Source organism: Holdemanella sp. DFI.5.55, from assembly GCF_020593575.1.
In the GTDB taxonomy this organism is placed as follows: Bacteria; Bacillota_I; Bacilli_A; order Erysipelotrichales; family Erysipelotrichaceae; genus Holdemanella; species Holdemanella hominis.
The window spans coordinates 1-24,186 of the sequence record NZ_JAJDMK010000032.1 but is presented as its reverse complement, the minus strand read 5'-3'; the positions used below and the strand labels follow the sequence as shown (position 1 = coordinate 24,186).

The 24,186-nt window shown below is 35.9% G+C and carries 25 protein-coding genes and 1 other annotated feature; of the genes, 21 read left to right on the top strand and 4 right to left on the bottom strand.

Features of this window, described 5'->3' with window-relative positions; genetic code table 11:
- The 11 genes from LJE08_RS07785 to LJE08_RS07735 form a co-directional block, all read left to right on the top strand.
- A partial coding sequence (locus LJE08_RS07785; RefSeq protein ID WP_227402859.1) for a GyrI-like domain-containing protein occupies nt 1–316 on the top strand: 316 nt, incomplete at its 5' end.
- Nucleotides 317–409: 93 nt separating this feature from the next.
- Nucleotides 410–481 (top strand) — a sequence feature (ribosomal protein L21 leader region).
- A gap of 31 nt (nt 482–512) precedes the next feature.
- Nucleotides 513–815: a 50S ribosomal protein L21 gene (gene rplU, locus LJE08_RS07780; RefSeq protein ID WP_227402858.1), complete on the top strand. Its 303-nt coding sequence runs from the start codon at nt 513–515 to the stop codon at nt 813–815.
- A gap of 2 nt (nt 816–817) precedes the next feature.
- Complete coding sequence (locus tag LJE08_RS07775; RefSeq protein ID WP_117926605.1) at nt 818–1,132, top strand: ribosomal-processing cysteine protease Prp; 315 nt, start codon at nt 818–820, stop codon at nt 1,130–1,132.
- Between the two features lie 3 nt (nt 1,133–1,135).
- Complete coding sequence (gene rpmA, locus LJE08_RS07770; protein WP_003864191.1) at nt 1,136–1,420, top strand: 50S ribosomal protein L27; 285 nt, start codon at nt 1,136–1,138, stop codon at nt 1,418–1,420.
- 64 nt (nt 1,421–1,484) lie between these two features.
- A complete protein-coding gene (obgE, locus tag LJE08_RS07765) occupies nt 1,485–2,765 on the top strand; it encodes a GTPase ObgE (RefSeq protein WP_227402857.1) in 1,281 nt (426 codons plus the stop codon).
- 61 nt (nt 2,766–2,826) lie between these two features.
- The gene (locus LJE08_RS07760) at nt 2,827–3,576 is read left to right on the top strand and encodes an exodeoxyribonuclease III (protein ID WP_227402856.1); all 750 of its coding nucleotides are present in this window, start codon (nt 2,827–2,829) and stop codon (nt 3,574–3,576) included.
- Between the two features lies 1 nt (nt 3,577).
- Complete coding sequence (ruvA, locus tag LJE08_RS07755; RefSeq protein ID WP_186999096.1) at nt 3,578–4,156, top strand: Holliday junction branch migration protein RuvA; 579 nt, start codon at nt 3,578–3,580, stop codon at nt 4,154–4,156.
- Between the two features lie 5 nt (nt 4,157–4,161).
- Nucleotides 4,162–5,172: a Holliday junction branch migration DNA helicase RuvB gene (gene ruvB, locus LJE08_RS07750; RefSeq protein WP_227402855.1), complete on the top strand. Its 1,011-nt coding sequence runs from the start codon at nt 4,162–4,164 to the stop codon at nt 5,170–5,172.
- Between the two features lie 39 nt (nt 5,173–5,211).
- Entirely contained in the window at nt 5,212–6,765 is a 1,554-nt protein-coding gene (locus tag LJE08_RS07745) for a DHH family phosphoesterase (protein ID WP_186999095.1), read from the top strand.
- A gap of 31 nt (nt 6,766–6,796) precedes the next feature.
- Complete coding sequence (locus tag LJE08_RS07740; RefSeq protein WP_158567644.1) at nt 6,797–7,318, top strand: adenine phosphoribosyltransferase; 522 nt, start codon at nt 6,797–6,799, stop codon at nt 7,316–7,318.
- 33 nt (nt 7,319–7,351) lie between these two features.
- Entirely contained in the window at nt 7,352–9,556 is a 2,205-nt protein-coding gene (locus tag LJE08_RS07735) for a bifunctional (p)ppGpp synthetase/guanosine-3',5'-bis(diphosphate) 3'-pyrophosphohydrolase (RefSeq protein WP_227402854.1), read from the top strand.
- Between the two features lie 9 nt (nt 9,557–9,565).
- On the opposite strand, the gene LJE08_RS07730 is transcribed toward LJE08_RS07735, so the two are convergent.
- Both LJE08_RS07730 and LJE08_RS07725 read right to left on the bottom strand, forming a co-directional pair.
- Nucleotides 9,566–10,108: a YdcF family protein gene (locus LJE08_RS07730; RefSeq protein ID WP_217256285.1), complete on the bottom strand. Its 543-nt coding sequence runs from the start codon at nt 10,106–10,108 to the stop codon at nt 9,566–9,568.
- Complete coding sequence (locus LJE08_RS07725; protein WP_227402853.1) at nt 10,098–11,153, bottom strand: nucleotidyltransferase family protein; 1,056 nt, start codon at nt 11,151–11,153, stop codon at nt 10,098–10,100. Before LJE08_RS07725 ends, LJE08_RS07730 begins: the two co-directional genes overlap by 11 nt.
- Nucleotides 11,154–11,195: 42 nt before the next feature.
- Here LJE08_RS07725 and LJE08_RS15300 point away from each other — a divergent pair, with 42 nt between their 5' ends.
- The 9 genes from LJE08_RS15300 to LJE08_RS07680 all read left to right on the top strand — a co-directional run bounded on the left by LJE08_RS15300 (nt 11,196) and on the right by LJE08_RS07680 (nt 20,795).
- Complete coding sequence (locus LJE08_RS15300; protein ID WP_227402852.1) at nt 11,196–11,705, top strand: YceD family protein; 510 nt, start codon at nt 11,196–11,198, stop codon at nt 11,703–11,705.
- An 11-nt stretch (nt 11,706–11,716) separates the two neighbouring features.
- On the top strand, nt 11,717–11,887 hold the full coding sequence (rpmF, locus tag LJE08_RS07715) for a 50S ribosomal protein L32 (RefSeq protein WP_003864180.1): 171 nt from the start codon (nt 11,717–11,719) through the stop codon (nt 11,885–11,887).
- Between the two features lie 47 nt (nt 11,888–11,934).
- Nucleotides 11,935–12,768 carry an undecaprenyl-diphosphate phosphatase gene (locus tag LJE08_RS07710; protein WP_117926065.1) on the top strand — a complete coding sequence of 278 codons (834 nt, stop codon included), beginning with the start codon at nt 11,935–11,937 and terminating at the stop codon, nt 12,766–12,768.
- Nucleotides 12,769–12,887: 119 nt separating this feature from the next.
- Nucleotides 12,888–14,441: a ribonuclease Y gene (gene rny / locus LJE08_RS07705; protein WP_227402851.1), complete on the top strand. Its 1,554-nt coding sequence runs from the start codon at nt 12,888–12,890 to the stop codon at nt 14,439–14,441.
- Between the two features lie 143 nt (nt 14,442–14,584).
- Complete coding sequence (locus LJE08_RS07700) at nt 14,585–14,758, top strand: 4Fe-4S binding protein (RefSeq protein WP_040466055.1); 174 nt, start codon at nt 14,585–14,587, stop codon at nt 14,756–14,758.
- A 61-nt stretch (nt 14,759–14,819) separates the two neighbouring features.
- On the top strand, nt 14,820–16,253 hold the full coding sequence (gene miaB, locus LJE08_RS07695; protein WP_186999091.1) for a tRNA (N6-isopentenyl adenosine(37)-C2)-methylthiotransferase MiaB: 1,434 nt from the start codon (nt 14,820–14,822) through the stop codon (nt 16,251–16,253).
- A 39-nt stretch (nt 16,254–16,292) separates the two neighbouring features.
- A complete protein-coding gene (locus tag LJE08_RS07690; RefSeq protein WP_117926072.1) occupies nt 16,293–17,984 on the top strand; it encodes a ribonuclease J in 1,692 nt (563 codons plus the stop codon).
- A 14-nt stretch (nt 17,985–17,998) separates the two neighbouring features.
- Nucleotides 17,999–20,341 carry a DNA translocase FtsK gene (locus LJE08_RS07685; RefSeq protein WP_227402850.1) on the top strand — a complete coding sequence of 781 codons (2,343 nt, stop codon included), beginning with the start codon at nt 17,999–18,001 and terminating at the stop codon, nt 20,339–20,341.
- Nucleotides 20,342–20,366: 25 nt separating this feature from the next.
- Nucleotides 20,367–20,795 carry a RidA family protein gene (locus LJE08_RS07680; RefSeq protein ID WP_117572211.1) on the top strand — a complete coding sequence of 143 codons (429 nt, stop codon included), beginning with the start codon at nt 20,367–20,369 and terminating at the stop codon, nt 20,793–20,795.
- An 8-nt stretch (nt 20,796–20,803) separates the two neighbouring features.
- On the opposite strand, the gene LJE08_RS07675 is transcribed toward LJE08_RS07680, so the two are convergent.
- Nucleotides 20,804–21,217 carry a competence protein ComK gene (locus tag LJE08_RS07675; RefSeq protein WP_158567625.1) on the bottom strand — a complete coding sequence of 138 codons (414 nt, stop codon included), beginning with the start codon at nt 21,215–21,217 and terminating at the stop codon, nt 20,804–20,806.
- Between the two features lie 65 nt (nt 21,218–21,282).
- A complete protein-coding gene (gene plsY, locus LJE08_RS07670; RefSeq protein ID WP_227402849.1) occupies nt 21,283–21,897 on the bottom strand; it encodes a glycerol-3-phosphate 1-O-acyltransferase PlsY in 615 nt (204 codons plus the stop codon).
- Nucleotides 21,898–22,223: 326 nt separating this feature from the next.
- On the opposite strand from plsY, the gene parE reads away from it, so the two are divergent.
- Complete coding sequence (gene parE / locus LJE08_RS07665) at nt 22,224–24,146, top strand: DNA topoisomerase IV subunit B (protein WP_227402848.1); 1,923 nt, start codon at nt 22,224–22,226, stop codon at nt 24,144–24,146.
- Nucleotides 24,147–24,186 lie beyond the last annotated feature (40 nt).

The window sequence follows — 24,186 nt, the reverse complement described above, 5'->3', positions numbered from 1 at the left end:
TTATTGTACGCTATTTCTCGTCAAAAATCAACCATTTGTTGTGACAGAGCCAAAGAAAAAAATAGATTGTTCATCGGCAGAGTTTTTGACGATTGATGAAGGTTTATGTGTTCAAATCATGCACTTAGGATCTTTTGATGATGAACCAGCTACAGTTGCACTTATGGATGAATATTTAAAACAAAATGGATATGCGAATGATATGAATAGTCAAAGACTACATCATGAAATATATTTGTCGGATGCAAGAAAGGTTACACCGGAAAAATGGAAAACAGTCATTCGACATCCTATAAGAAAGATTTATATAAATTAGAATTTACCTATTGAGACATAGAGCTAAAAATAGAAATTTAACTTGACGTATTGCTTTATATCCTTTAAAATATCAATGTTGCAAACTCCGTGTATGGACTTGCAACCGCCCAGAAAAGGTTTTAAGTTGAAAATTCACACCTTGATGGCGAGTATCAAGCTAAATGTGAAAAAAAGAATGAATAGGAGGTGCACACATGTACGCAATTATCGAAACTGGTGGAAAACAGATCCGTGTTGAAAAGGATGCTGTTATCTTCGTTGAAAAATTAGAAGCTAACGAAGGAGACACAGTTACATTTGACAAAGTATTATACGCTAATGGAAAATTTGGTAAACCATTCGTAGAAGGTGCAAAGGTAACTGGTGTTGTTGAAAAACAAGGCAAAGGAAAGAAAATCACTATTGTGAAATATAAAGCCAAAAAATCTTCAACACGTCGTAAACAAGGACACCGTCAACCTTACACTCGTGTAAAAATTGAAGCTATCGAAGCTTAATTATGATTAAAATTAAAATTGCTAGAGATGAACATGGGATTTCATTGATCTCTATGCAGGGACATGCTGAGTATGATCAGTATGGAAAAGATATCGTCTGTTCTGCAGCCAGTACCATTATTATTGGTGGTATTAACGCAATCGCACAGCTTGGCTATTTAAGTTTCATTTCTTATAAAGTAGATGCAGGGGATGTTGAATTAGAAATAAACAATACGGAATGTACTGAACTACAAATCATATTGAATACGCTATTGGTTCAGTTTCAAAGTATTGAAGAGAGTTATCCTAAATACATACAAGTACAGGAGGTGTAAAAAATGTTATTAAAATTAGACTTACAGTTATTCGCTTCTAAAAAGGGAGTTGGTTCTACAAAGAACGGTCGTGATTCTCATTCAAAACGTTTAGGAGCTAAATTAGCTGATGGACAATCTTGTCACGCAGGAAGCATTATTTATCGTCAACGTGGAACAAAAATTCATCCAGGAACTAACGTAGGACGTGGTGCTGATGATACATTGTTCGCATTAGTTAACGGTGTTGTTAAATACGAACGTCTTGGTAAAGATAAAAAGAAAGTTTCTGTTTATCCACAAGCTTAACAAGTGTGAAATTTAAGATCCCGTTGCTGGGATCTTTTTTAATGAGAAAGAAAGGAGGGTATATATGTTTGTAGATCAGGTCAAAGTTCATATAAAAGCAGGTAAAGGTGGAGATGGTTTAGTAAGTTTTCGCCATGAGAAATATGTTGCCTATGGTGGACCTTTTGGAGGCGATGGAGGTAACGGTGGAAATGTCATTTTTGAAGCCGATCCAGGAATGACAACACTTTTAGATTTACGGTATCACCGTAAGGTGATCGCTACTCCGGGTGAAAAAGGTAAAAACAAAAAGATGCATGGAGCCAATGGAGAACATAAAGTAGTAAAAGTTCCATTAGGAACGATTGTAAAGAGAAGTGATAATAATCAAGTACTTGCTGACTTGACAAAACCACATCAACGACAAGTTGTAGCACATGGTGGTCGTGGAGGTCGTGGTAACTGGCATTTTAGATCAAGCCACAATACAGCACCAAAATATGCAGAACAAGGTGTATTGGGTGAAGAATTTGATTGTATTGTAGAACTAAGAGTACTTGCCGATGTTGGATTGGTAGGATTTCCTAGTGTAGGAAAATCCACATTCCTAGATGCCGTTAGTAAAGCGCGCCCAGAAATTGGAGATTATCCATTTACGACAATCACACCAAATGTTGGAGTTGTTCAAACGGGTGATGGCAGAAGCTTTGTGCTAGCCGATTTACCAGGACTTATTGAAGGAGCAAGTGATGGTAAAGGTTTAGGTCACCAGTTCTTGCGTCACATTGAAAGATGTCGTGTTATTATTCACGTTATTGATATGGGTGCAGAAGATGGAAGAGATCCATTAAATGATTATGAAGTCATTAATAATGAGTTGAAGTCTTATCAGATTCGTTTATTGGAAAGACCACAAATTGTTGTTGCAAATAAAATGGATATGGAAAATTCCGAAGAAAATGTTCGTCGTTTTAAAGAAAAATATCCAGATATCCCAGTATATGAAACAACAACGATTATTCATGAAGGCTTAGAGCCGGTACTAAGAAAAGCCGCCGATCTTCTTGCGACAACACCAGTATTCCCAATTACGGAAGATACAGGTGAGACAGGTGTTATGTATACATTTGAAGAGAAGAAGAAAGACATCATTATTGAAAAAGAAGAGGATGGCGTATGGAATGTTTCAGGTCCTAGACTTGAGCGTGTATTTGACATCAATAAGTTGAATACAGAAGAAGACTTCTATCTATTTGCCAATAAAATGCGTTATCTTGGAATTGATACAGCTTTAAGAGAAGCTGGATGTCAAGATGGAGATACAGTACGTTTATTAGGCTTTGAATTTGAATTTATTGAAAACTAAGGTTACACATTGTGTAGCCTTTTCTTTTGGTGTGGTATAATGCTTCTGAGGTGTTTTTTTTATGAAATGTATTTCGTGGAACGTAAATGGGATTCGTGCCGTATTAAAGAAGGATTTTGTGGAAATTCTTTATGCTTTGGACGCAGATATTTTCTGTATTCAAGAAACGAAGGCACAACCCGATCAAATTGAAGTGGATTGTGAATTATATCCGTATCAATATATAAATAGCGCACAAAGAAAAGGCTATAGTGGAACAATGATTTTCTGTAAAGAAGAACCAGTGTCGGTTCGTTATGGAATGGATATGGAAGAACATGATACAGAAGGAAGAGTGATTACGCTTGAATATCCTGCATATTATGTTGTGACTGTTTATACACCAAATTCAGGAGATGGGCTAAAGCGTTTAGATTATCGTATGGAATGGGATAAAGCGTTTAGTACCTATTTAGAATCATTGGATAAACCAGTTATGGCTTGTGGTGATTTTAATGTGGCCAATGAAGAGATCGATATTAAAAATCCAAAGACAAATCATAAGAATGCAGGTTTTACAGATGAGGAAAGAGATAGCTTTAAGAAGTATTTATTGTCTCATTTTGTAGATACATACCGTACTTTGTATCCTGAAAAAGTGGAATATTCTTGGTGGAGTTATCGCTTTAAGGCTCGCGAAAAGAATGCGGGATGGAGAATTGATTATTGGTTGGTATCACCGGAATTAAAACATAAAATTGTGGATGCCAAGATATTGACGGATGTATATGGTTCCGATCATTGTCCTGTAGAATTAGATGTTGAGGTGTAATATGATTGCGTTTGTGAACGGCGTTGTAAGAATTATTCGAAGTGATCGTGTTGTATTGGATGTGCAGGGGGTAGGCTACGAAGTTTATCTGGCAAATGCCTTAAGTCAAAAAATGGGAGATGAATTGTTTCTTTATACGTATCAACATGTACGTGAGGATGCAATCTTGTTGTTTGGCTTTTTAAAAGAAGAAGACTATGAAGTGTTTATGCGTTTGATCAATGTGAAAGGCATTGGTCCTAAAACAGCACAGACTATGTTGTCGGTATGTTCGGGAAAAGAAATGATTGAAGCCATTGAAAATGATGATATCAAAAAACTTAAGTCTTTACCTGGTATTGGTGCAAAAACGGCAGGACAAATTGTTCTAGATCTAAAAGGTAAGTTTGTATCTTTGGAAACCAGTGATGGTGCTACATCAAATCCAGTGTGGGGCCAAGTTCAGGATGCGCTTTTATCACTTGGATATAAGACAAATCAATTAACGAAAATTAAAAAGGAATTAGAAAATACAGAATTAGGAGAAGATGAAATGCTAAGACAAGCATTGATCTTACTCGCAAAAAGAAATGGAGTATAAGATAAATGCCTAGAGATGTAGATGGAAATTTACAAGAGTGCGATAACTTTGAAAAGACGTTGCGTCCGCAAAGTTTAAATGAATATATTGGGCAATCAGAATTAAAAGAAAATCTAAATGTGTTCATTCATGCGGCAAGATCTAGAAATGAAGCTTTGGACCATGTTTTATTCTACGGCCCTCCTGGACTTGGAAAAACAACATTGGCATATATTCTTGCTAATGAAATGCATGGAAATCTTAAAACAGCCAGTGGTCCTTCGATTGAAAAAAGTGGAGATCTAGCTGCGATTCTTACGACGCTTGAACCAGGAGATGTCTTATTTATTGATGAGATCCATCGCTTACCGAAACAAGTAGAAGAAGTGTTGTATCCAGCTATGGAAGATTATTGTCTAGATATTGTGGTAGGTAAAGATTCGGCTACGGTACACAATATCCGTATTAATTTACCACCTTTTACACTTGTTGGTGCCACAACTCGTGCCGGAGATTTAAGTGCTCCTTTACGTGATCGTTTTGGAATCATTTCCCAATTGGAGTACTATAATTTATCGGACTTAGAAAAAATTGTTTATCGTACAAGTTGTGTTATGAATACGGAAATTGATAAAAATGCTGTCACAGAAATAGCCTTACGCTCACGTGGGACTCCACGTATCGCAAACCGTTTGTTTAGACGTGTGCGTGATTTTGCACAAGTCTATAATGAGGGTGTGGTTTCAAGTGAAATTGCCAAAACAGCTCTAGACCGACTTCGTGTGGATCATTTAGGTTTGGATGCGGTTGATCACAAATACTTAAAGGGTATTATTGAAAGATTTAAAGGAGGTCCCGTCGGGCTTGAAGCAATCGCATCAAGTATTGGAGAAGAGCCGATGACACTCGAAGATGTATATGAGCCCTATTTATTACAGATTGGTTTTATCAATCGTACACCAAGAGGAAGAATTGTAACGCCTAAAGCGTATGAGCATCTTCAAATTCCTTATCAGAAAGAATTGTTCACAGATTAATAGTCTGTGAACATTTTAATATATGGTATAATAATTAACATGGAACAAATGACAGAATTAACAAAAAAAGTATTAGAATTTTTAGAGCCCGATACATCAAAATGGGAATATTGGACAACGAGTCAGCCTCTAAACTCAATTTCTGAATCTGCATGTATGGAAAGGTTTAAAAAGCGTATAGCACAAGCTGTTTCGAATTGTGAAAAAGTAATCGTTGCCGGTGACTATGATTGTGACGGTATCAGCGCAACAACCATTATGGTTTCAGGATTAAGACAACTAGGTCTTGAGTGTGGTTTCTATATTCCAGACCGGATCAAAGAGGGGTATGGATTAAGTGAGGCGACAGTTACACTCGCACACAAAAAAGGTTACTCTTTGATAATTACAGTGGATAATGGAATTAAAAGTACCCAAGCTTTAGCGTTGGCTAAAGAATTGGGTATGGATGTAATTGTAACTGACCATCATACAATGGATGAAGAGGTGAATTGCGATATTGTAGTGCATCCAACATTGATGGAATCTTGTTTTGAAACATTATGTGGAGCTGGTGTTGCCTATGAATGTATGCGTGTATTAGGAGTTGACAATGACTATCTTTTACAGCTAGCAGGCCTTGCGAGTATTTCAGATATGATGATTGTGAAAGGGCAGACGCGTGCTTTAATTCAAAATGCTTTACGTTTGATGAATCAAACGCATGAAAAACATATATTTTCATTAGCTACCGATCGTGAGGTAAATGAAACGAGTATTGGTTTTCAGGTGGTCCCAAAATTAAATGCGATTGGAAGATTAAGTAATCTTGCGAATGTGAACAATGTCGTTCGTTATTTTTTAGCGCAGGATGATGAGAGTATTTTTACGTTGGGTCAGCAGATTACACAGATCAATACGATTCGTAAACAATTATCGGATCAGATGCAAAAAACAGCTTTGATGAAGTGCAAAGGCAATGAAGATATCTTTATGATTGAAGATGCAAGCTTTCATGAGGGAATCATTGGTTTAGTTGCTGGATCGATTTGTGCTAGCTTTAATAAGCCTTGTATTGTCTTGGCAAAAAATGAGCAGGGGTATAAGGCAAGTATGCGAAGTCCAGAGGGCTTTAACTGTATGGATTTTTTAGGTGAATATCCACATTTTGTGACGTTTGGCGGACATGGAAATGCAGCTGGTTTTTCTTTGAATCTAAATGAATATGATTTGTTTGAAAAATTTATTCATACACGTATCAAGGAATATACGTATAGTGTAAAGAAGAAAAATACATTAGTCATAGATGATGAAGAATTAAGCTTAAAAACCATACAATCTTTAGATATACTTAGACCGTTTGGCCCAGGTTTTGTGTTTCCTAGTTTTGAAATCGTTCAGCCAAAAATTAAAAGTTTATATGATTTTCAAAATCATAAACATCGCAAGTATACTTTAGATTCTGGCTTGCAGTGTATGCGGTTTAACCAGAGTGAAGCGGAGTATAAAAAAAGTGTAAATGCGATTTATTCATTTATTGGAACTGTTCAAATCAATCAATATCAGGGTCGTAAACAGGTAAATTTTGTGATTGATGAGATTGTATATGCGTAGTAAAATGGAATCAATTAGAAAGAGGTTTAGTATGGATTTAAAAGATTATATTGAGAGTATTCCAGGATTTCCTAAGGAAGGAATCGTTTTTAGAGATGTAACACCTATTCTACAAAACGCGAATGCGATGCGTTATTGTGTAGATCAATTCAATGACTTTGTGAAAAGTATTGGTGCCGATGTTGTGATTGGCCCAGAAGCTCGTGGTTTCTTATTTGGTGTGCCAGTAGCTTTAGAGAATAATGTTGGTTTTGTGCCAGTTAGAAAGCCAGGAAAACTTCCTAGAGAAACAGTGAATGAAACGTACGATCTAGAATATGGTCAAGATGAGCTTTGTATCCATGCGGATGCCATTTTACCTGGACAAAAAGTTGTGATTATCGATGATTTATTGGCTACAGGAGGTACTGTAGAAGCAATTATTAAAATGGTTGAGCGTATGCAGGCAAGTGTTGTCGGTGTAGCTTTTGTGATCGAATTGGATGATTTAAAAGGAAGAGAAAAATTTAAAGATATTCCAGTGTGTGCTTTAACACATTTTGAGGGAGAATAAAGAATTTAATTTAGGAAAGGGGGCGCAGTGATTATGAGTCAGAAAAAGCAAGTTACTTTTGAAGAGTGCATGGAGAATGTACAGACATATATAAAACGCCCAGAAAATATTGAGTTGATACAAAAGGCATATGATTTTGCCTATGAACACCATAAAGTGCAGTTTCGTAAAAGTGGAGAGCCTTATGTCATTCACGTAATTCAGGTGGCGAATACATTAGCGTTAATGCATTGTGGCCCTAAAACGATTGCGGCTGGTCTTTTACATGATACGGTAGAAGATTGTGAAGGCATAACCACAGATACGATTATAGAATTGTTTGGTGAAGAAATCGCAACTTTGGTGGATGCAGTTACAAAAATTGGTGCCATCAAGTTTAAAGATGAAGAAGAATATCTGGCTAGCAATCATCGTAAGTTGTTTATTGCGATGGCCAAAGATATTCGTGTCATCTTGATTAAATTAGCGGACCGTCTACATAACATGCGTACGTTGCAGTATATGCGTCCGGAAAAACAAAAGAAGATTGCGCGTGAAACTTTGAGCGTATATGCACCGATTGCACACCGTTTAGGTATCAGTGAAATAAAAAACGAGTTGGAAGATTTGTCTTTTAAATACTTGGATTATAAGAAGTATGAGGAAATCAAAGGGTTGGTAAAACAACGTGAAAGTGATCGTAATAGTCAAGTTCAAGAAATGATTTCGGATATTGAATCGATTTTACAAGAGTATAATATTCAATATCGTATTTTTGGCCGTTCTAAACATTTCTATAGCATCTATAAAAAGATGGTTACAAAAAACAAGCGTTTTGAAGAAATTTTAGACTTATTAGCAATTCGTATTATTACAGATTCAGTGGTGCATTGTTATGAAATATTAGGTTATATTCATGCCAAATATAGACCGATTCCTGGTCGTTTTAAAGATTATATTGCGATGCCAAAAGCCAACATGTATCAGTCTTTGCATACGACGATTGTAGAGCCGGAACATGGTAATATTTTTGAAATCCAGATTCGTACTGAAGAAATGGATGCGATTGCCGAACGAGGTGTTGCAGCGCACTGGAAGTATAAAGAAAATCGTAATTATGCGCCTGAGTATGAACAAAAAGAGATTGAGGATAAACTTTCTTGGTTTAGAGATTTCTCTATGATGACCGATGAAGAGAGTGAAGATCCACTTGAATATATGAATGTACTTCAAAAAGATATTTTTGAAGCAAATGTATATTGTTTAACCCCTAGAGGTAAAGTTATTGCGTTACCTACAGGTTCTTGTCCAATCGATTTTGCGTACAGAATCCATACGGAGGTTGGTAATAAAACGGTTGGTGCTAAAGTCAATGGAGCTATTGTACCTTTGAACACGCCATTAAAAACGGGAGATGTTGTTGATATTTTAACTAACAACAACTCTGTAGGTCCAAGTGCAGACTGGATTAAAATTGTTAAGAGTGGGCATGCACGAAATAAGATTCGTACTTTCTTACAAAAACAAGAGCAGCAGTCACGCAAGGACAGCATTAAGCTAGGTCAATCGATGCTTGAAGATGAGTTTAGACGTTTGAAGCTGGATTCAAAATTAATGGAAACAAAACGTTTAGAGTCGATTTTAACATCTTTGTCATTTAAGAGTGTGGATGATCTATATGTAGGTATTGCGATGAAGCGTGTATCATTGCAGTCCATTGTGGATCGTTTGGTGAAGAATCGTTCGAATATGTTGGAAGATCAGGAAATTATGAAGATCTACAATAAGCAGCCATCTCACCAAGTGAAACATTCAAATTGTGGTGTTGTTGTTCCAGGTGTTGATACAATTGCGGTTTCTTTGGCAAATTGTTGTCGACCTATTCCGGGTGATCCAATTATTGGATATATTTCTAAAGGCCAAGGTGTGAAGGTCCATAGGGCGGATTGTCCAAATATCTTGAATGAAAAGAAACGTCTGATTCCTGTTCAATGGGAAGAGGGCTTAGATGAAAAACAATATGAAGTCAATTTGGTGGTTCATAGTGATGATCGTAACTACTTATTGAGTGATATTGTGACAACTTTGCAGCAGTGTAATGTCTATTTAAAACATGTAGATTCGGCTGTGGATGAAGGAAATTTAGAGGCAACCACAAAACTAACGGTTGAAGTAAAGAATGCAGCGCATCTACAAAATTTAATTGCGAACTTAAAAAAAGTACGAAGCGTCAATGAAGTCATTCGTACAATTCAATAGGAAGGTATTTTAGTACCTTCCTAATTTTTTTAGTATTTCAATTTTGATATAAAGAATACGCGAAACAATTTCTCTTATAATGTGTTTTGGTTTTAAATCTTTAAACCAGGCACAGCCATAATCTGAAAAGAATTGCTTGGCAATTGCACAAGCTCTTTTGGCGTGCGTTTGGGATGCCAGAATGAGCACATCTTGCTCTTGAATATATTTTTTAGATAACTTGAAGTTTTCAAAGGTATTTCTTGCGTGTGTTTCAAGAATGGTCGGGATTTCCACTCTTTTCCTTATGTAAGTATTCATAACTTCAGCTTCTACATACTCATTCTTTACATTTGACCCAGAGATAATTAACGTACCATATAGCCCCTTTTTATACATGTCAATCGCAAGATTGCATCTTTTGATTTGACTTGAAGACATGGTTCCATCATCATGAGCAGGACATCCAAGTAATAATGCGTACGTATAGTGTTTCTTCTGCTTTGGGATAAAAGGAAAAAAATAGATGTATATACATACAAGAAGGATTAAAATGCATATACTAACGATCATAATAAATCACCTTTCTTGCCTTAAACGAATCAAAAGATAAATATTGACTCTTGAGTTCAATGTCTTGTAGAAATTTAGGCAATTCTTTAAATTTTGTGATGACACGTTTACCTTTTAAATATTCTTGTCCTATAGAATCAAAGCCTGCTACAATAACTTGATTGAAATGGTTGTTTTCTTGCATCTGTGCTTTTGTGATTTGAAGTAAAATGAACATACAAGTTCTTTGAATGCGTGCTTTTGTGTATGTTTTAGAAATGGATGCCAATAGAAAATCTTCCCAATTCAAATATTTTTTGGCATTTTCTTTTAAGCGATATTCAATGCCTTCATTAACTAGAAAGTATGTGGATAAAGTACGTGTGTCAGTTAAAAGTAAGAATTTTCTTAGATATGGATAATACGTATCCCATGTTTGGCTTGAATTAAAATAGGCATCATTGAATTGAGAAATGCCTTCAAGGTATTCTTTGCGTGTTTGCGTAGCACTTTTAAAAGAATCATTACGAGCAATTGTGCAAGGGGTAATACCGTATTTCTCGCATTGTTTGATATATTGAATGCCTAAGATATCATTAGGACGAATATTTTTGGTGTATAGATTTTGATTCATGCTTAAAGATGGAACCACTTGAGTAGATTCCATTTGTTTCGAATATTCTTTTAGAGTGCTGATGTTGTTTGTTTCAGAACCGAAACAGATTTGATCAATATGTAATTGACTTAAAGACTCAACAGCGTATTTGGCAAAGTAATCCGCACTTTGTGCTGCATAACAAGGAGGAAGCTCAATGACTAGATTGCATCCGGCTTCGAGGGCTAGTTTAGTTTTATCTTGCATAGTTAATAGGCTAAAAAGGCCTCGCTGTGTAAAATGATTGGAAACAATCGCAATTAAACAATCACATTGTGTTAATTCTTTCGTTTTTTTGATATGATAGATATGTCCTTGATGAAAAGGATTATATTCTGTAATAATTCCACATGTTTTCATATTCACTATGATATCAAAATCTTTTTCTTGTGGAAATATTGACTTTATCAATTACTTTTATTATAATATCAAATGCGACATGAGGTGAAGATCGTGAAATTTAATAGAAAAGACTTCTTAAATGCAAAAAACCATATTATTGAAATTGATGAGTGGATTGCGGTTGAAGAAAACGATCTGCTTCATCATACTTCTGTCAAGTCTATTCCAGATGTACATGTTACGGGTGCATTAGAGTTTGACGGAATGAATTTCGTATCGAGTGATTTGAGAATGGATGGAACGATGATTGTTCTAGATTCCATCACAAACGAAGATATTGATTTTCCATTTGAGGCGGAGTCGCAACAAACGTATTCTTTTGTTCCTGTACAGGATGCAGAAGATCAGGAAATTATCGTGGTGAAAAAAGAGACAATCGATATTAACCCAGAGATTTTCCAGGCGATATTATATGAGGCTCCAATGAGTATCACTCGTTTACCTCGAGATCAATATCCAAAGGGAGATGGTTGGCAGCTTTTATCGGATCAAGATAAAGAAGAGCCAAAAATTGATCCACGATGGGAAAAACTAAATGATTTCAAACTGGATGATGACTAGGAGGTGCAAGCATGGCAGTTCAACAGAGAAGAAATTCAAAGACACGTAAAGCAAAACGTAGAACACATTACAAATTGGTGAAACCAGCGTTGACTCGTTGTCCAAATTGTGGTGAATATAAACTTGCTCACAAGATGTGCTCTTGTGGCGAATACAACGGCAAACAAATCGTTGAAAAGTAAAAATGTAGCCAGGATTTCCTGGCTTTTTCTGTAGTATGGAGGATAGTATGATCGAGATTTTAAAATCGATATTGTATGGTATTGTTGAGGGGATTACCGAATGGCTTCCAATTAGTTCAACAGGACATATGATTTTATTAGAAGAAATCATGCCTATGAATGTATCAAAATCATTCTGGGGTATGTTTCTTGTCGTAATCCAGTTAGGGGCCATTCTTGCGGTTGTTGTTTTATACTGGAATAAAATTTTCCCATTTAGAAAAAATAAAGAAGGAAAATATACTTCTGTGAAATCTATCTGGATCTTATGGTCTAAGATTTTAGTAGCTACAATTCCTGCGGCAATTATTGGTTTGGCATTGGATGATTGGATCGATGCACACTTATATAATGGCTTTGTCGTAGCGATTATGTTGATTTTAGTGGGTGTTGCGTTTATTTATATTGAAAACCGTAATAAAGATATGTGTCCTAGTGTAAATAGTTTATCTGCTTTATCTTATAAAGATGCATTGATTATTGGCTTGTTTCAAGTTGTGGCAGCTGTACTTCCAGGAACTTCAAGATCAGGGGCTACAATTGTTGGTGGATTGATGATTGGTGTTGGTCGTGCAGTAGCTGCAGAATTTACTTTTTTCTTAGCGATTCCAGTTATGTTTGGAGCGAGTCTATTGAAGTTGGTGAAATTTGGGTTTGCGTTTAGTGTTCTAGAATTCTTTATTCTAGTGATTGGTATGGTTGTGGCATTTTTTGTATCTATTTTTGTGATTCGCTTCTTAATGTCATACATAAAAAAACACGATTTCAAAGTATTTGGATGGTATCGAATCGTATTAGGTGCATTTGTTTTGATCTTCTTTGCGATTCGTGCTTTATTATAAGATGTTTGTCTAGGCAAACATCTTTTATTTTGGATGTTGAGTTGATAGACTTTATACCTGTTTTCGTGTATAATATTTTTGGTTTTACCTAGAACAAAGGACGAAAAGGAGGAAATAGTATGGATGTACTATGGATCGTTTTGTCTGGTGTCGCAGGTCTTGCGATTGGATCTGGCTGTATGGTCGGACTTTCCAAAGCAGGTTTAAATAAGAATCAGCAAAAAGCAGAACAGATTTTAAAAGAAGCTCAAAATGAAGCGGAATCACGTGTAAAACAAGCTGTGTTAGACGGAAAGACACAGGCTCATGATTTGCGCGTAGAAGCTGAAAAAGAAATTAAAGAACGTAAACAAGAATCAATGGAATTAGAGAACAAGTTATTGCGTAGAGAAGATAACTTGAATTTTCGTGATGAAGCGTTAAATCAAAAAGAGCGTCAGATTAATGAAAAGATGAAAAGTGTTGCTGACAAACTGACATCATTAGACGAAAAAGAGAAGAAATTACAAGAAGAAATCGACAAACAAGTTGTCGTTTTAGAAAGTGTTGCCAAAATGTCAAGCCAGGCAGCAAAAGATGAATTATTTGCGATTGTGGAAAAGAAAATGGAACATGAAACAATTGCGTATATCAAAGATAAAGAGGATGAGGCAAAGGCTACTGCCAATGAAAAAGCGCAGAATATCATTGCCTTAGCTATTGAGCGTATGTCTCAGCAGGAAACTCAAGAAAAGACAGTCAGTGTTGTTTCTTTACCTGGTGAAGAAATGAAGGGACGTATCATTGGTCGTGAAGGACGTAATATTCGTTGTTTTGAACAGGCAACAGGTGTTGAATTAAACATCGATGATACTCCAGATTTGATTACAATTACATGTTTTAATCCAGTACGTCGTGAAGTGGCTCGTTTAGCTTTGGAACACTTGATTCGTGATGGAAGAATTCAACCGGGACGAATTGAAGATGTTGTTAAGAAATACCAGAATGAAATTGATCAAGAGATCATGAAGGCTGGTGAGGAAGCTATCTTTAAATTGGGGATTGGTCGTATTGATCGTGAAATTGTAAAATTGATTGGTACATTAAAATATCGTTATTCTTATGGACAAAATGCTTTGCAGCATTCTATGGAAGTTGCTTATATCGCTGGATGCATGGCAGCTGAACTTGGATTGAATCAGCAAATTGCCAAACGTGCTGGATTGTTGCACGATATTGGTAAGGCATTGAATATTGAGCAGCAAGATGGATCTCATGTTGAATTGGGATACAAGTTCTGTAAGAAGCATGGTGAAAAAGAAATTGTGTTAAATGCGATCCACTCACACCATGGGGATGTAGAACCTAGGTTCTTGACTAGTCATTTGGTTATCGCAGCAGATACAATTAGTGCTGCAAGACCTGGTGCACGTAAAGAAAGTGCTCAGGCTTATATCAACCGTCTTGAAAACTTAGAGAAAATTGCAAATGGATTTGAGGGTGTTTCAAATGCGTTTGCGATTCAGGCAGGTCGTGAAATTCGTGTACTTGTAAATCCAGAACACGTGGATGACTTGACTTGTGTAAAATTAGCTCGTGATATTCGTGATAAGATTGAATCTGAATTGACATATCCAGGTCAAATCAAAGTTAATGTTATTCGTGAGACACGTGCCCAGGAATACGCAAAATAAAAATGTCGGGCTTTAGTCCCGACTTCAATTTTTTAGTTTGGTAAATGAATTACGGTAAGCCTACACTTACTAAACTGTCTTGATTCACTACTTGGTTATAGTTATAATTTGAGTATAAATTAATAAACAAGGAGGAAATAACAATGGCAGTAAATATCGATAAAGATGCTTGCATCGGATGTGGTGCTTGTGTAGGAGGATGCCCTGTAGGAGCTCTTTCATTAGACGATGAAGGAAAATCAGTTTGTGACGAAGGAACTTGCATCGACTGCGGTTCATGCGTAGGAACTTGCCCTGTTGGAGCAATCAACCAGTAATTCAAATTTTAACACATTTGCCAAGCTTAGTGCTTGGCATTTTTTTTCGAAAGGAGATCACATGAAACAAAAACCAGGATGGGTATTACCCGATTTAAAAGAAGCACAAAAGCGTACTACAAATACAATAGATCGTATTGATACATTTAATATTCCTGAAGCGGCTCGTATGATGGGAAGAGGAAAAAAATATTTTATTTCTACATATGGCTGCCAGGCTAATGAGCGTGATAGTGAAACATTGGCTGGTATTTTAGATGAACTAGGATTTGTACCTAATGAAACGGCTGAAGGCAGTGATGTCATAATTATCAATACTTGTGCAATTCGTCAAAATGCGGAAGAAAAAGTATTGGGTGAGATTGGTAACTTCAAACGTTTATATCGCGAAAACAAAGATCTTGTGATTGGTGTTTGTGGATGTATGGCACAAGAGGAAGGTTTAGTTGAAACTTTATTAACGAAATATCCTCAAGTTCGTTTATTGTTTGGAACACACAATATTCAAGAGCTTCCTAGCATGCTTTATAGTTGTATGGTTGAGGGTAAAAAAGTTGTAAAGATTTACTCTAAAGAAGGAGAGGTTTACGAAAATCTACCGGTACACCGTTTTGGAACATTCAAGGCTTGGGTCAATATTATGTATGGTTGTGACAAATTCTGTACATATTGTATTGTTCCTTATACTCGTGGTAAACAGCGTTCACGTAAGATGTCTGAAATCTTAAAAGAGGTTCAACAACTTAAGAATGAGGGTTATAAGGAAATCACATTGCTTGGACAAAACGTAAATGCGTATGGAAAAGATATGGATAATGAACAGGATTTTGCAACATTATTAGAAGAAGTTGCTAAAATTGGCATTCCTCGTGTTCGTTTTACAACAAGTCACCCTTGGGATTTCTCTGAAGAAATGATTGATATAATCGCAAAATATGACAATATCATGCCATTTATTCATTTGCCACTACAATCAGGAGATGATGATGTACTTAAGTTAATGGGTCGTCGTTATACAAAAGAATCATACTTAGCTTTATATGATAAGATTGTCAATACAATTCCAAATGTTTCTGTTTCAACAGATATCATTGTTGGTTTCCCAAATGAAACCGATGAGCAGTTTGAACACACTCTAGATGTGGTTCGTTATTGTAAATACGACAATGCCTTTACATTTATTTTCTCAGCAAGACCTGGTACACCAGCTAGTCGTATGCATGACTCGATTGATATGGAGACAAAGAGAAAGCGTTTAGCGAAATTAAATAAAACATGGAATGATTTGGCTTTAGAAAAGAATAAAGCTTATGTTGGTCGTACTGTTACCGTATTAGTGGATGGCTTAAGTAAGAAGAATGAAAAGGTATATTCTGGATATACAGACACCCAAAAATTAGTTAACTTTAAAGGTGAAAATATTCAGCCTGGAGATTTTGTAGAAGTTAAAATTACAGAGGCGAAAAGTTTCTCTTTAGATGGCGTTGCGGTGTGATATAATTTAGAAAAATAATACTATTTAAAAGGAGATAATATGAAAGAAGAAAAAATTCCTTCATTAACTGAAAAAATCCGTATCTTTGCCCTTGGTGGTTTAGATGAAGATGGTAAAAATTTATTCTGTGTGGAGGTGGATGAATCCATCTATGTAATAGAGGCGGGTATCAAGTTTCCTGACAACAAGGAGTCATTAGGTATCGAGTTTATTATTCAGGATTTTACGTATTTAGTTGAAAATAAAAATCGTGTTGTGGGTATTTTTATTACGCATGGTCATGATGACGTAATGGGAGCTTTACCATATTTATTAAAACAAGTCCCTTGTGATGTTTATACCGCTCCATTAGCTGTAAAAGAAGTACAGAAAATGATTCGTCAGGAACATATTACAGGTGTGCGTGTACATTCTGTAAAGCGTAATGACAAAAAGCGTATCGGCAAAAGAAGAGTTGTTTTCTTCCCAATTACGCATGCGTATCCAGGAACATTTGGTTTAGCGATTGGTACAAATCAAGGCTATATTGTATATTCTGGTGAATTTATTGAAGACTATGATGATTTAGATGATGCATATCGTGCTGATTTCACAACGATTTCAGAACTTGGTAACGAAGGTGTATTGGTTTTGTTGCAGGAAAGTAAAGGGGCAGAAAGAAGTGGACACACTTCTCCGAGTCATCGTATTTCCCCTAAGCTTTTACAGGTTTTAGAAACACATGAAAATAAGCGTGTCTTTGTGAGTGTGTATACACAAAGTGTATATCGTATTCAGGAAATCATTGATTGTTGTATGGCAAGTCGTCGTAAGATGGTATTCTATTCAAAAGAATTACGTGATTTAGTAGGACGATTAAAAGAAATTGGGTATGAGATGGATCCTTCTTTAGTGATTGATCCAGCTGATTTTGATAACTCAATGAAAGATGTTGTCGTAATCATTTCAGGGCAAGGTAAATCTTTATTCAAAACTATCAACAACATTGCCAACAATGAATTAGAATCTATTGTGTTTGATCAGGATGATGTCATTGTGGTCGCAAGTCCAGTTGTACCTGGTGTTGAAAATGAATTCAAGAGCATGGAAAATGACATGTACAAAAAAGAGGGTGAAATCATCGTCTTAGATAAGAATGTTTTGAGTATGCACCCTAGTAAAGAGGATTTGAAAATGATGATCTTCCTTACAAAACCAAAATACTATATTCCAATCAAAGGGGAATATCGTTTGTTGCACATGAATTCACAGATTGCGGGTGAAATGGGATATGATCCAAGCCGCATTATCATTTTAGATAATGGACAGGTTGCCACTTTTGAAAATCGTAAATTGGTTTCTTGCGCCATAGAATTAGAGCTCCATGAAACAATGATCGATGGAAAAGAAAACTGGGATATGGCGGGTGTCGTATTAAAAGATCGTGAAACTTTGAGTACGGATGGTGTCATGATTTTAGCAATTGGTATCAACGCAAAGACAAAGAAAATCATTAATGGTCCAGATGTACAAAGTCGTGGATTGATCTATTTGCGTGATGCAGAATACATCACGGGTGATGTAGCTAAAATTATGGAAGATACGATCAACGAGGCGGTTGAAAATAAAACGTATGACAATTTAGAAACGCGGAACTTGATTCGTGATAAGGTTTCTAAATATCTTTATAAACAAACCGCAAAAAGACCGATGATTTTACCGGTTATTTTAGAAATAAACTTAAATAAGTAGAAAGTGGGGTAAGTATGGCAAAAGCCAGAAAAAAAACAACACGAAGAAAATCTACGAAAAAGAAAACACAAACGTCTTGGTTGCACTCAAACTTATTTCGTTTGTGTTTCCTTATTTGTATGATATGTATTAGTTTTATTGTCGTTTTAGAATTTGGCATTGTAGGAGCTTTTTTAAAACATTTCTTTGAATTCTTATTTGGAGCTTTAACAAATGGATTATTTATTTTGAATGCTACCTTGTGTGCCGTTCTTATTTTCCATAAGGAACAGCCTGTGATTCGTAAGCGTTATATGTTTGGAATCTTATTTTTGGCACTTGGCTTAAGTTTGATTTCTTCAATTATAGAGTTTAAACCACACCCAGGTAGCTATGGCTTAAAATATATTATGGAAAATGCCGGTAATATTATTACAGGTCATTTGAAAATATATTCTGGATTAACAGGAGCTTTGTTGCTATGTCTTTTTCAGTCATTATTCGATTATTCTGGAACCTATGTCATGGTACTACTGTTTTTTGTGCTAGCTATCTTAATGCTTGGTTATGAAAAAATTGTAGGTTTTGAAAGAAAACCTAAAAAAGTAATGAAGAGTGCTCCAATCAAGGAAACACCTGTTTCGATTGATCGTAAAAACTTTATTTTTGAAGATGTAGATACAAATGAATCGAGTTTTCAAATTATTAATGCCGATCCTGTAAAACCATTACAACCAGATGCTGTGGATGAAGAAAAAGAAATGGATGAGCCTTTGATTATTTGTGATTTAGAACCTAGAAAGCCAAGCTTTATGGTGGATGTGGATGATGAACCGAGTCCTGTAGAGACCAAAAAAGAAGTTCCTGTTGTCAATGAGGGTATTGTAGAAAGGGTTGAACCTAAACATTATGTTGCGGATGAAAATTCAGGTTTTAAAAACTATAAGCTTCCAAAATTAAATGTTTTAGAGGATATGGAAAGAAAATCAAGATCCAACGCGAATGTGACTACAGCGAAGGAAAAAGGTGAAAAACTGATTGAGATCTTACATGAATTTGGTGTGGAGGCTAAGCTTGTACAGATTCATATTGGTCCAAGTGTCACAAAATTTGAAATCAAGCCAGAACTTGGTGTTCGTGTGAATAAAATCAGTAACTTACAAAATGATATCAAGATGGGGCTTGCGGCTAAGGATATTCGTATTGAAGCACCAATCCCGGGTAAGGCAAGTGTTGGAATCGAAATTCCAAATGTTGAAAAGACAAGTGTTCAGATGAAGGATTTGATGCGTACAATACCGGATTCGATGAAAGATAAAAAGTTACTTTTCTGTTTAGGAAAAGACTTAATGGGAAATAATGTCTATGGGGAATTAAATCGTATGCCACACTTATTGATTGCAGGAGCTACGGGTAGTGGTAAATCGGTTTGTGTCAATGCGATTATTTCTTCTATTTTAATGCGAACAAAGCCAGATGAAGTAAAATTAGTTTTGATTGATCCTAAAAAAGTAGAGTTTACTCCATATAATGATGTACCACATTTATTATCACCAGTGATTACGGATGGTGATCTTGCCAATAAGGCATTAAAGGTCATTGTAGAAATGATGGACCGTCGTTATGACTTGTTTGGTGAATTAGGTGTTCGTAATATTACGGCATATAATGAGTATGTCAAAAATCATGAGAATGATCATTTAAAAGTATTGCCTCGTATTGTGATTATTATTGATGAGTTAGCCGACTTGATGTTGGTGGCAGCTAAAGAAGTTGAAGCAAGTATTCAAAGAATTACACAACTTGCTCGTGCCGCAGGTATTCATTTGATTGTTGCCACACAAAGACCGAGTGTGGATGTCATTACAGGTGTTATTAAGGCAAATATTCCAAGTCGTATTGCGTTTGCGGTATCACAAGCTGTCGATTCAAGAACGATTTTGGATCAAGCTGGAGCAGAGCGTTTACTAGGAAATGGAGATATGTTGTATTTACCAAATGGTGAGACGAGTCCTCGTCGTATCCAGGGTGTCTTTATTAAGGATGAAGAAGTTAATAACATTTGTGCATTTGTGAAATCGCAGGCCAGACCAAAATATGATGATGCCTTTATTCAATTAAAAGATTTACAAAATCAAGGAAATGAAGCGGGAAATGTTACGGCCGATCCTTTGTATGAGGAAGTGAAGCGTTTTGTGATTGCATCTAGAAAGGCAAGTACGTCTTTGATTCAAAGAAAGTTCTCTGTGGGTTATTCTAGAGCGGCAAGATTGATGGATGTTTTAGAGGCAAATGGTATCATTGGTCCTGCAAGAGGAAGTAAGCCTAGAGAAATTTTAGTGCAAAACACTTTAGAAGATGACGTAGATTCTATATAATAGGAGAAGAAAGGAATTTAGTACTATGAATATATTTTTAAAATCAGCAGGAAAACAAGAGGGAACATCTTGTGTTTCAAATATGGTTCAATTAGGAGACTTCTTTTATTTAAGTGGTCAGACTGGACTTGGTGAAAGCATTCAGGAACAGACAATTACAGCTATCAATAAGGTGATTGATGTTTTATCAAACTATGGTTTACAGCTTCACCATGTTGTGAAGTTCACTGTGTATTTAAAGAATATCGAGGATAAAGAAGCATTCTTGAATACATTCAAAAACTTTGTCGATGAACCATTCCCAGCATGTACAATTGTGGAAGTATCGAATTTAGTCGATAATGCCACAGTATGTATTGAGGGTCTTGGCGTAAATACACTTCGTCATGAAGAACAAATGCAACAATCAAGTTGCTCACATGATTGTTCATCATGTGGTGGAGGTTGCCACTAATACACCGGTTAATCCGGTGTATTTTTATTTAGGTAGCGGAAAATTTGTTTTAGCGTTTGTTGAATTCGTTTGGGATGCTCACAATCGAGTTTGGAACCATCATGAAATGTGATTGTGCAAGTGGACTCAAAGTAAGTGACGTCTTTAATATTGGCATAATTGATCCAGATACAGTCATGTGCTTTTTTTGATTTGTTGGGAAAGTAGATCTCCTTTCTTGAAATGGATACAACAACAGGAATATATTTTTTAACTTTCATTTGATACACAAAGGCTTCTTGCCTTCCTTTAAGGGTGGATCCATTTAATAAGCATTTTTCGTTTAAATAATTTTGCGTGCTTAAACTCTTGTAGTATAACTTTTCATCTTCTTTAACAGTGCAAACAGTACTGGATTTGTATTCGTAGTATAAATAGTTCATACATACTATGATACGATTCCAATGTGAAAAAGACATAAAAAAAAGAAAGTTTCTTAAAAAACTTTCTATAACCATGAAATTGTATTTTCTGTACCCTTTTTGATTTTTTCAATGTTTGTACGATGTCTGTAAATCACAAGAACTGTCATTAGCCAGCTTGCGACAATAACTGAAATACTTTCCACGTTGAATCCTAGCATCAATGCCGTAATATATAAGCTGCTTGCGATGGCTGCACACATACTGGCCAAAGATACATATTTAAATAGATATAGGACAACTAGAAACATGCCAAATGGTACAAGTAAGTAGCTTGCGTCTTGAAATAAGAAGATGCTTGTAGAAAACAAGAAGCCGAACATTGTACTAACAGCTTTTCCTCCATGGAATTTTGCGAAGATTGGATAACAATGTCCGATGCAGCAGGCAAGTCCTGTCCAGATACCAGCCACTTTCGATACTAGTGTTGCGATCGCAATCGCAAGAACAACTTTTAATACATCAAACACAATGACAGAAATTCCCGCTCTTTTTCCAAGAACTCTTCCTGCGTTCGTTCCACCTAGATTTCCTGAGCCATATTGGCGAATGTCTGTATGATAGAAAACTTTACCAATGATCAATGCGAAGGGTAAAGATCCTAATAAGTAACCTAAAAAAACACATAAAATAGTTTTCATCTCTTCCACCTCGAAATTTATTTTAGCAGTTTTGATCGACTTAGTCGAGAATTGTATGGAAAAATTAATAATTTGACATAAATAGTGTGGATTTAAAATATATATTCAAAAATGAGCATTGAAACTCACTTTAATGAATTTAGGTACAATCAAGAAAGTATGATGGGAACTCTTGAAATAGTTTAAGTATGAGGTATGTTAAATGCCTGAAATGTACATGTATAGTGTCTATACGGCGCGTATAATGAGATGGATTTGACGGAATTTATGTGCACTTTTTTTGATTTGTTGATATAATAAAAATTACGTTGGAAAGTAGGGATAGTATGCCAAAACAACAATATGATGAAAGTAGTATCGTTATTTTAGAAGGTTTGGATGCCGTAAGAAAGCGTCCAGGAATGTATATTGGATCTACCGATTCAAAAGGTCTGCATCATCTAGTATGGGAAATTGTCGATAATGCGATTGATGAAGCTTTAAATGGCTATGGCGATGAAATCACAATTATACTAGAAAAAGATGGCAGTGTTACAGTAGAAGACCACGGGCGTGGAATGCCTGTTGGAAAACATAAATCAGGGGTGAGTACACTTCAAGTTATTTTTACCATTCTGCATGCTGGTGGTAAATTTACAAGTCATGGAGGCTATACAAGTGCTGGAGGTTTGCATGGTGTAGGTGCAAGTGTTGTGAACGCTCTTTGTACATGGTGCAAAGTTATGGTACATGATGGAAAAGATGTATGGAGTATGACTTTTGAAAACGGGGGAAGTAAGATTGGAAAACTTGAAAAAGTAGGAAAAACCAATCATACCGGAAGTATTGTTTCCTTTAAACCGGATCCATCTATTTTTAAATCGGTTCACTTTTCATATTCAACCATTTGTGAACGAGCCCAAGAAGATGCTTTCTTATTAAAAGGGTTAAAAATGATTGTACGCGATAAGCGAAAAGAGGAAAGAGAAGTCGTTTACCAATATGAAGATGGATTAAAAGCCTTTATTGAAGAAGTAAATCAAGATCATACACCAATGCATGATCCAATTAGTTTTAGAGGTGAAAGTAACCAGATCATTGTAGAAGGATGTTTCCAATATACAGATGAATATCAAGAGAACATTTTCTCATTCACAAACATGGTTCGTACGCGTGATGGCGGATCTCATGAAACAGGTGCGAAACAAGCTTTTACGAAAGTCTTTAATGAATATGCTCGTAAGAATGGTTTCTTAAAAGAAAAAGATAAAGGATTTGAAGGGAATGATGTCAGAGAAGGTTTGACATTAGTCATCAATCTGACAATTCCAGAAGATTATCTACAATTTGAAGGGCAAACCAAAGAAAAGTTAGGTACTCCAGAAGCTAAGCCAGCAACAGAAACGGTGGTGTCGGAAAACCTTCGTTACTTCTTGGAAGAAAATAAAGAGGTTGCCAATGCTCTAGTACGTAAGATCATCAAGGCAGCTCAAGCTCGTAATGCCGCAAGAAAAGCGCGTGCCGATATTCGTAATGGAAAAGGAAAAAATCGTTCGGAAAGAGTGTTATCTGGAAAGTTGGCATCGGCTCAAAGTAAGGATGCCAGAAGAAAAGAATTATATCTAGTCGAAGGAGATTCTGCGGGTGGTTCTGCAAAACAGGGCCGTGATTCAAAATACCAAGCAATTCTTCCTTTGCGTGGTAAAGTATTGAATACAGAAAAGGCAAGTCTTGAAGCTATCGAAAAGAATGAAGAATTAAATACCATTATTCATGCTTTAGGTGCTGGTGTAGGTGCAAATTTTACGGCTGAAGATTCAAACTACTATAAAGTCATTATCATGACCGATGCCGATGATGATGGAGCTCACATTCAAAACTTATTATTGACATTCTTCTATCGTTATATGCGTGATTTAATTACGCATGAAATGTTGTATATTGCCTTGCCACCACTATATCGGATTGCCAAGGCGGGTAAAGAATACTATTTATATACAAATGAAGAATTAGATGAGAAAAAAAACGAATTAAAAAATGGTTACACCATTACACGATATAAAGGTCTTGGTGAAATGAATGCCACTCAGCTTTGGGATACCACAATGAATCCTGAATCAAGAACTTTACTTTGTGTGACCATTGAAAATGCGATGATGGCTGAAAAAAGAGTGAATGAATTAATGGGAGATAAGGCAGAGCTTCGCCGTAATTGGATCGAAGACAATGTTGTATTTACTCTAGAAGATGATTATAAGACAAACTATTAAATGTCAATAAGTAATGTAAAATTTGTTGAAATTGTAGTTT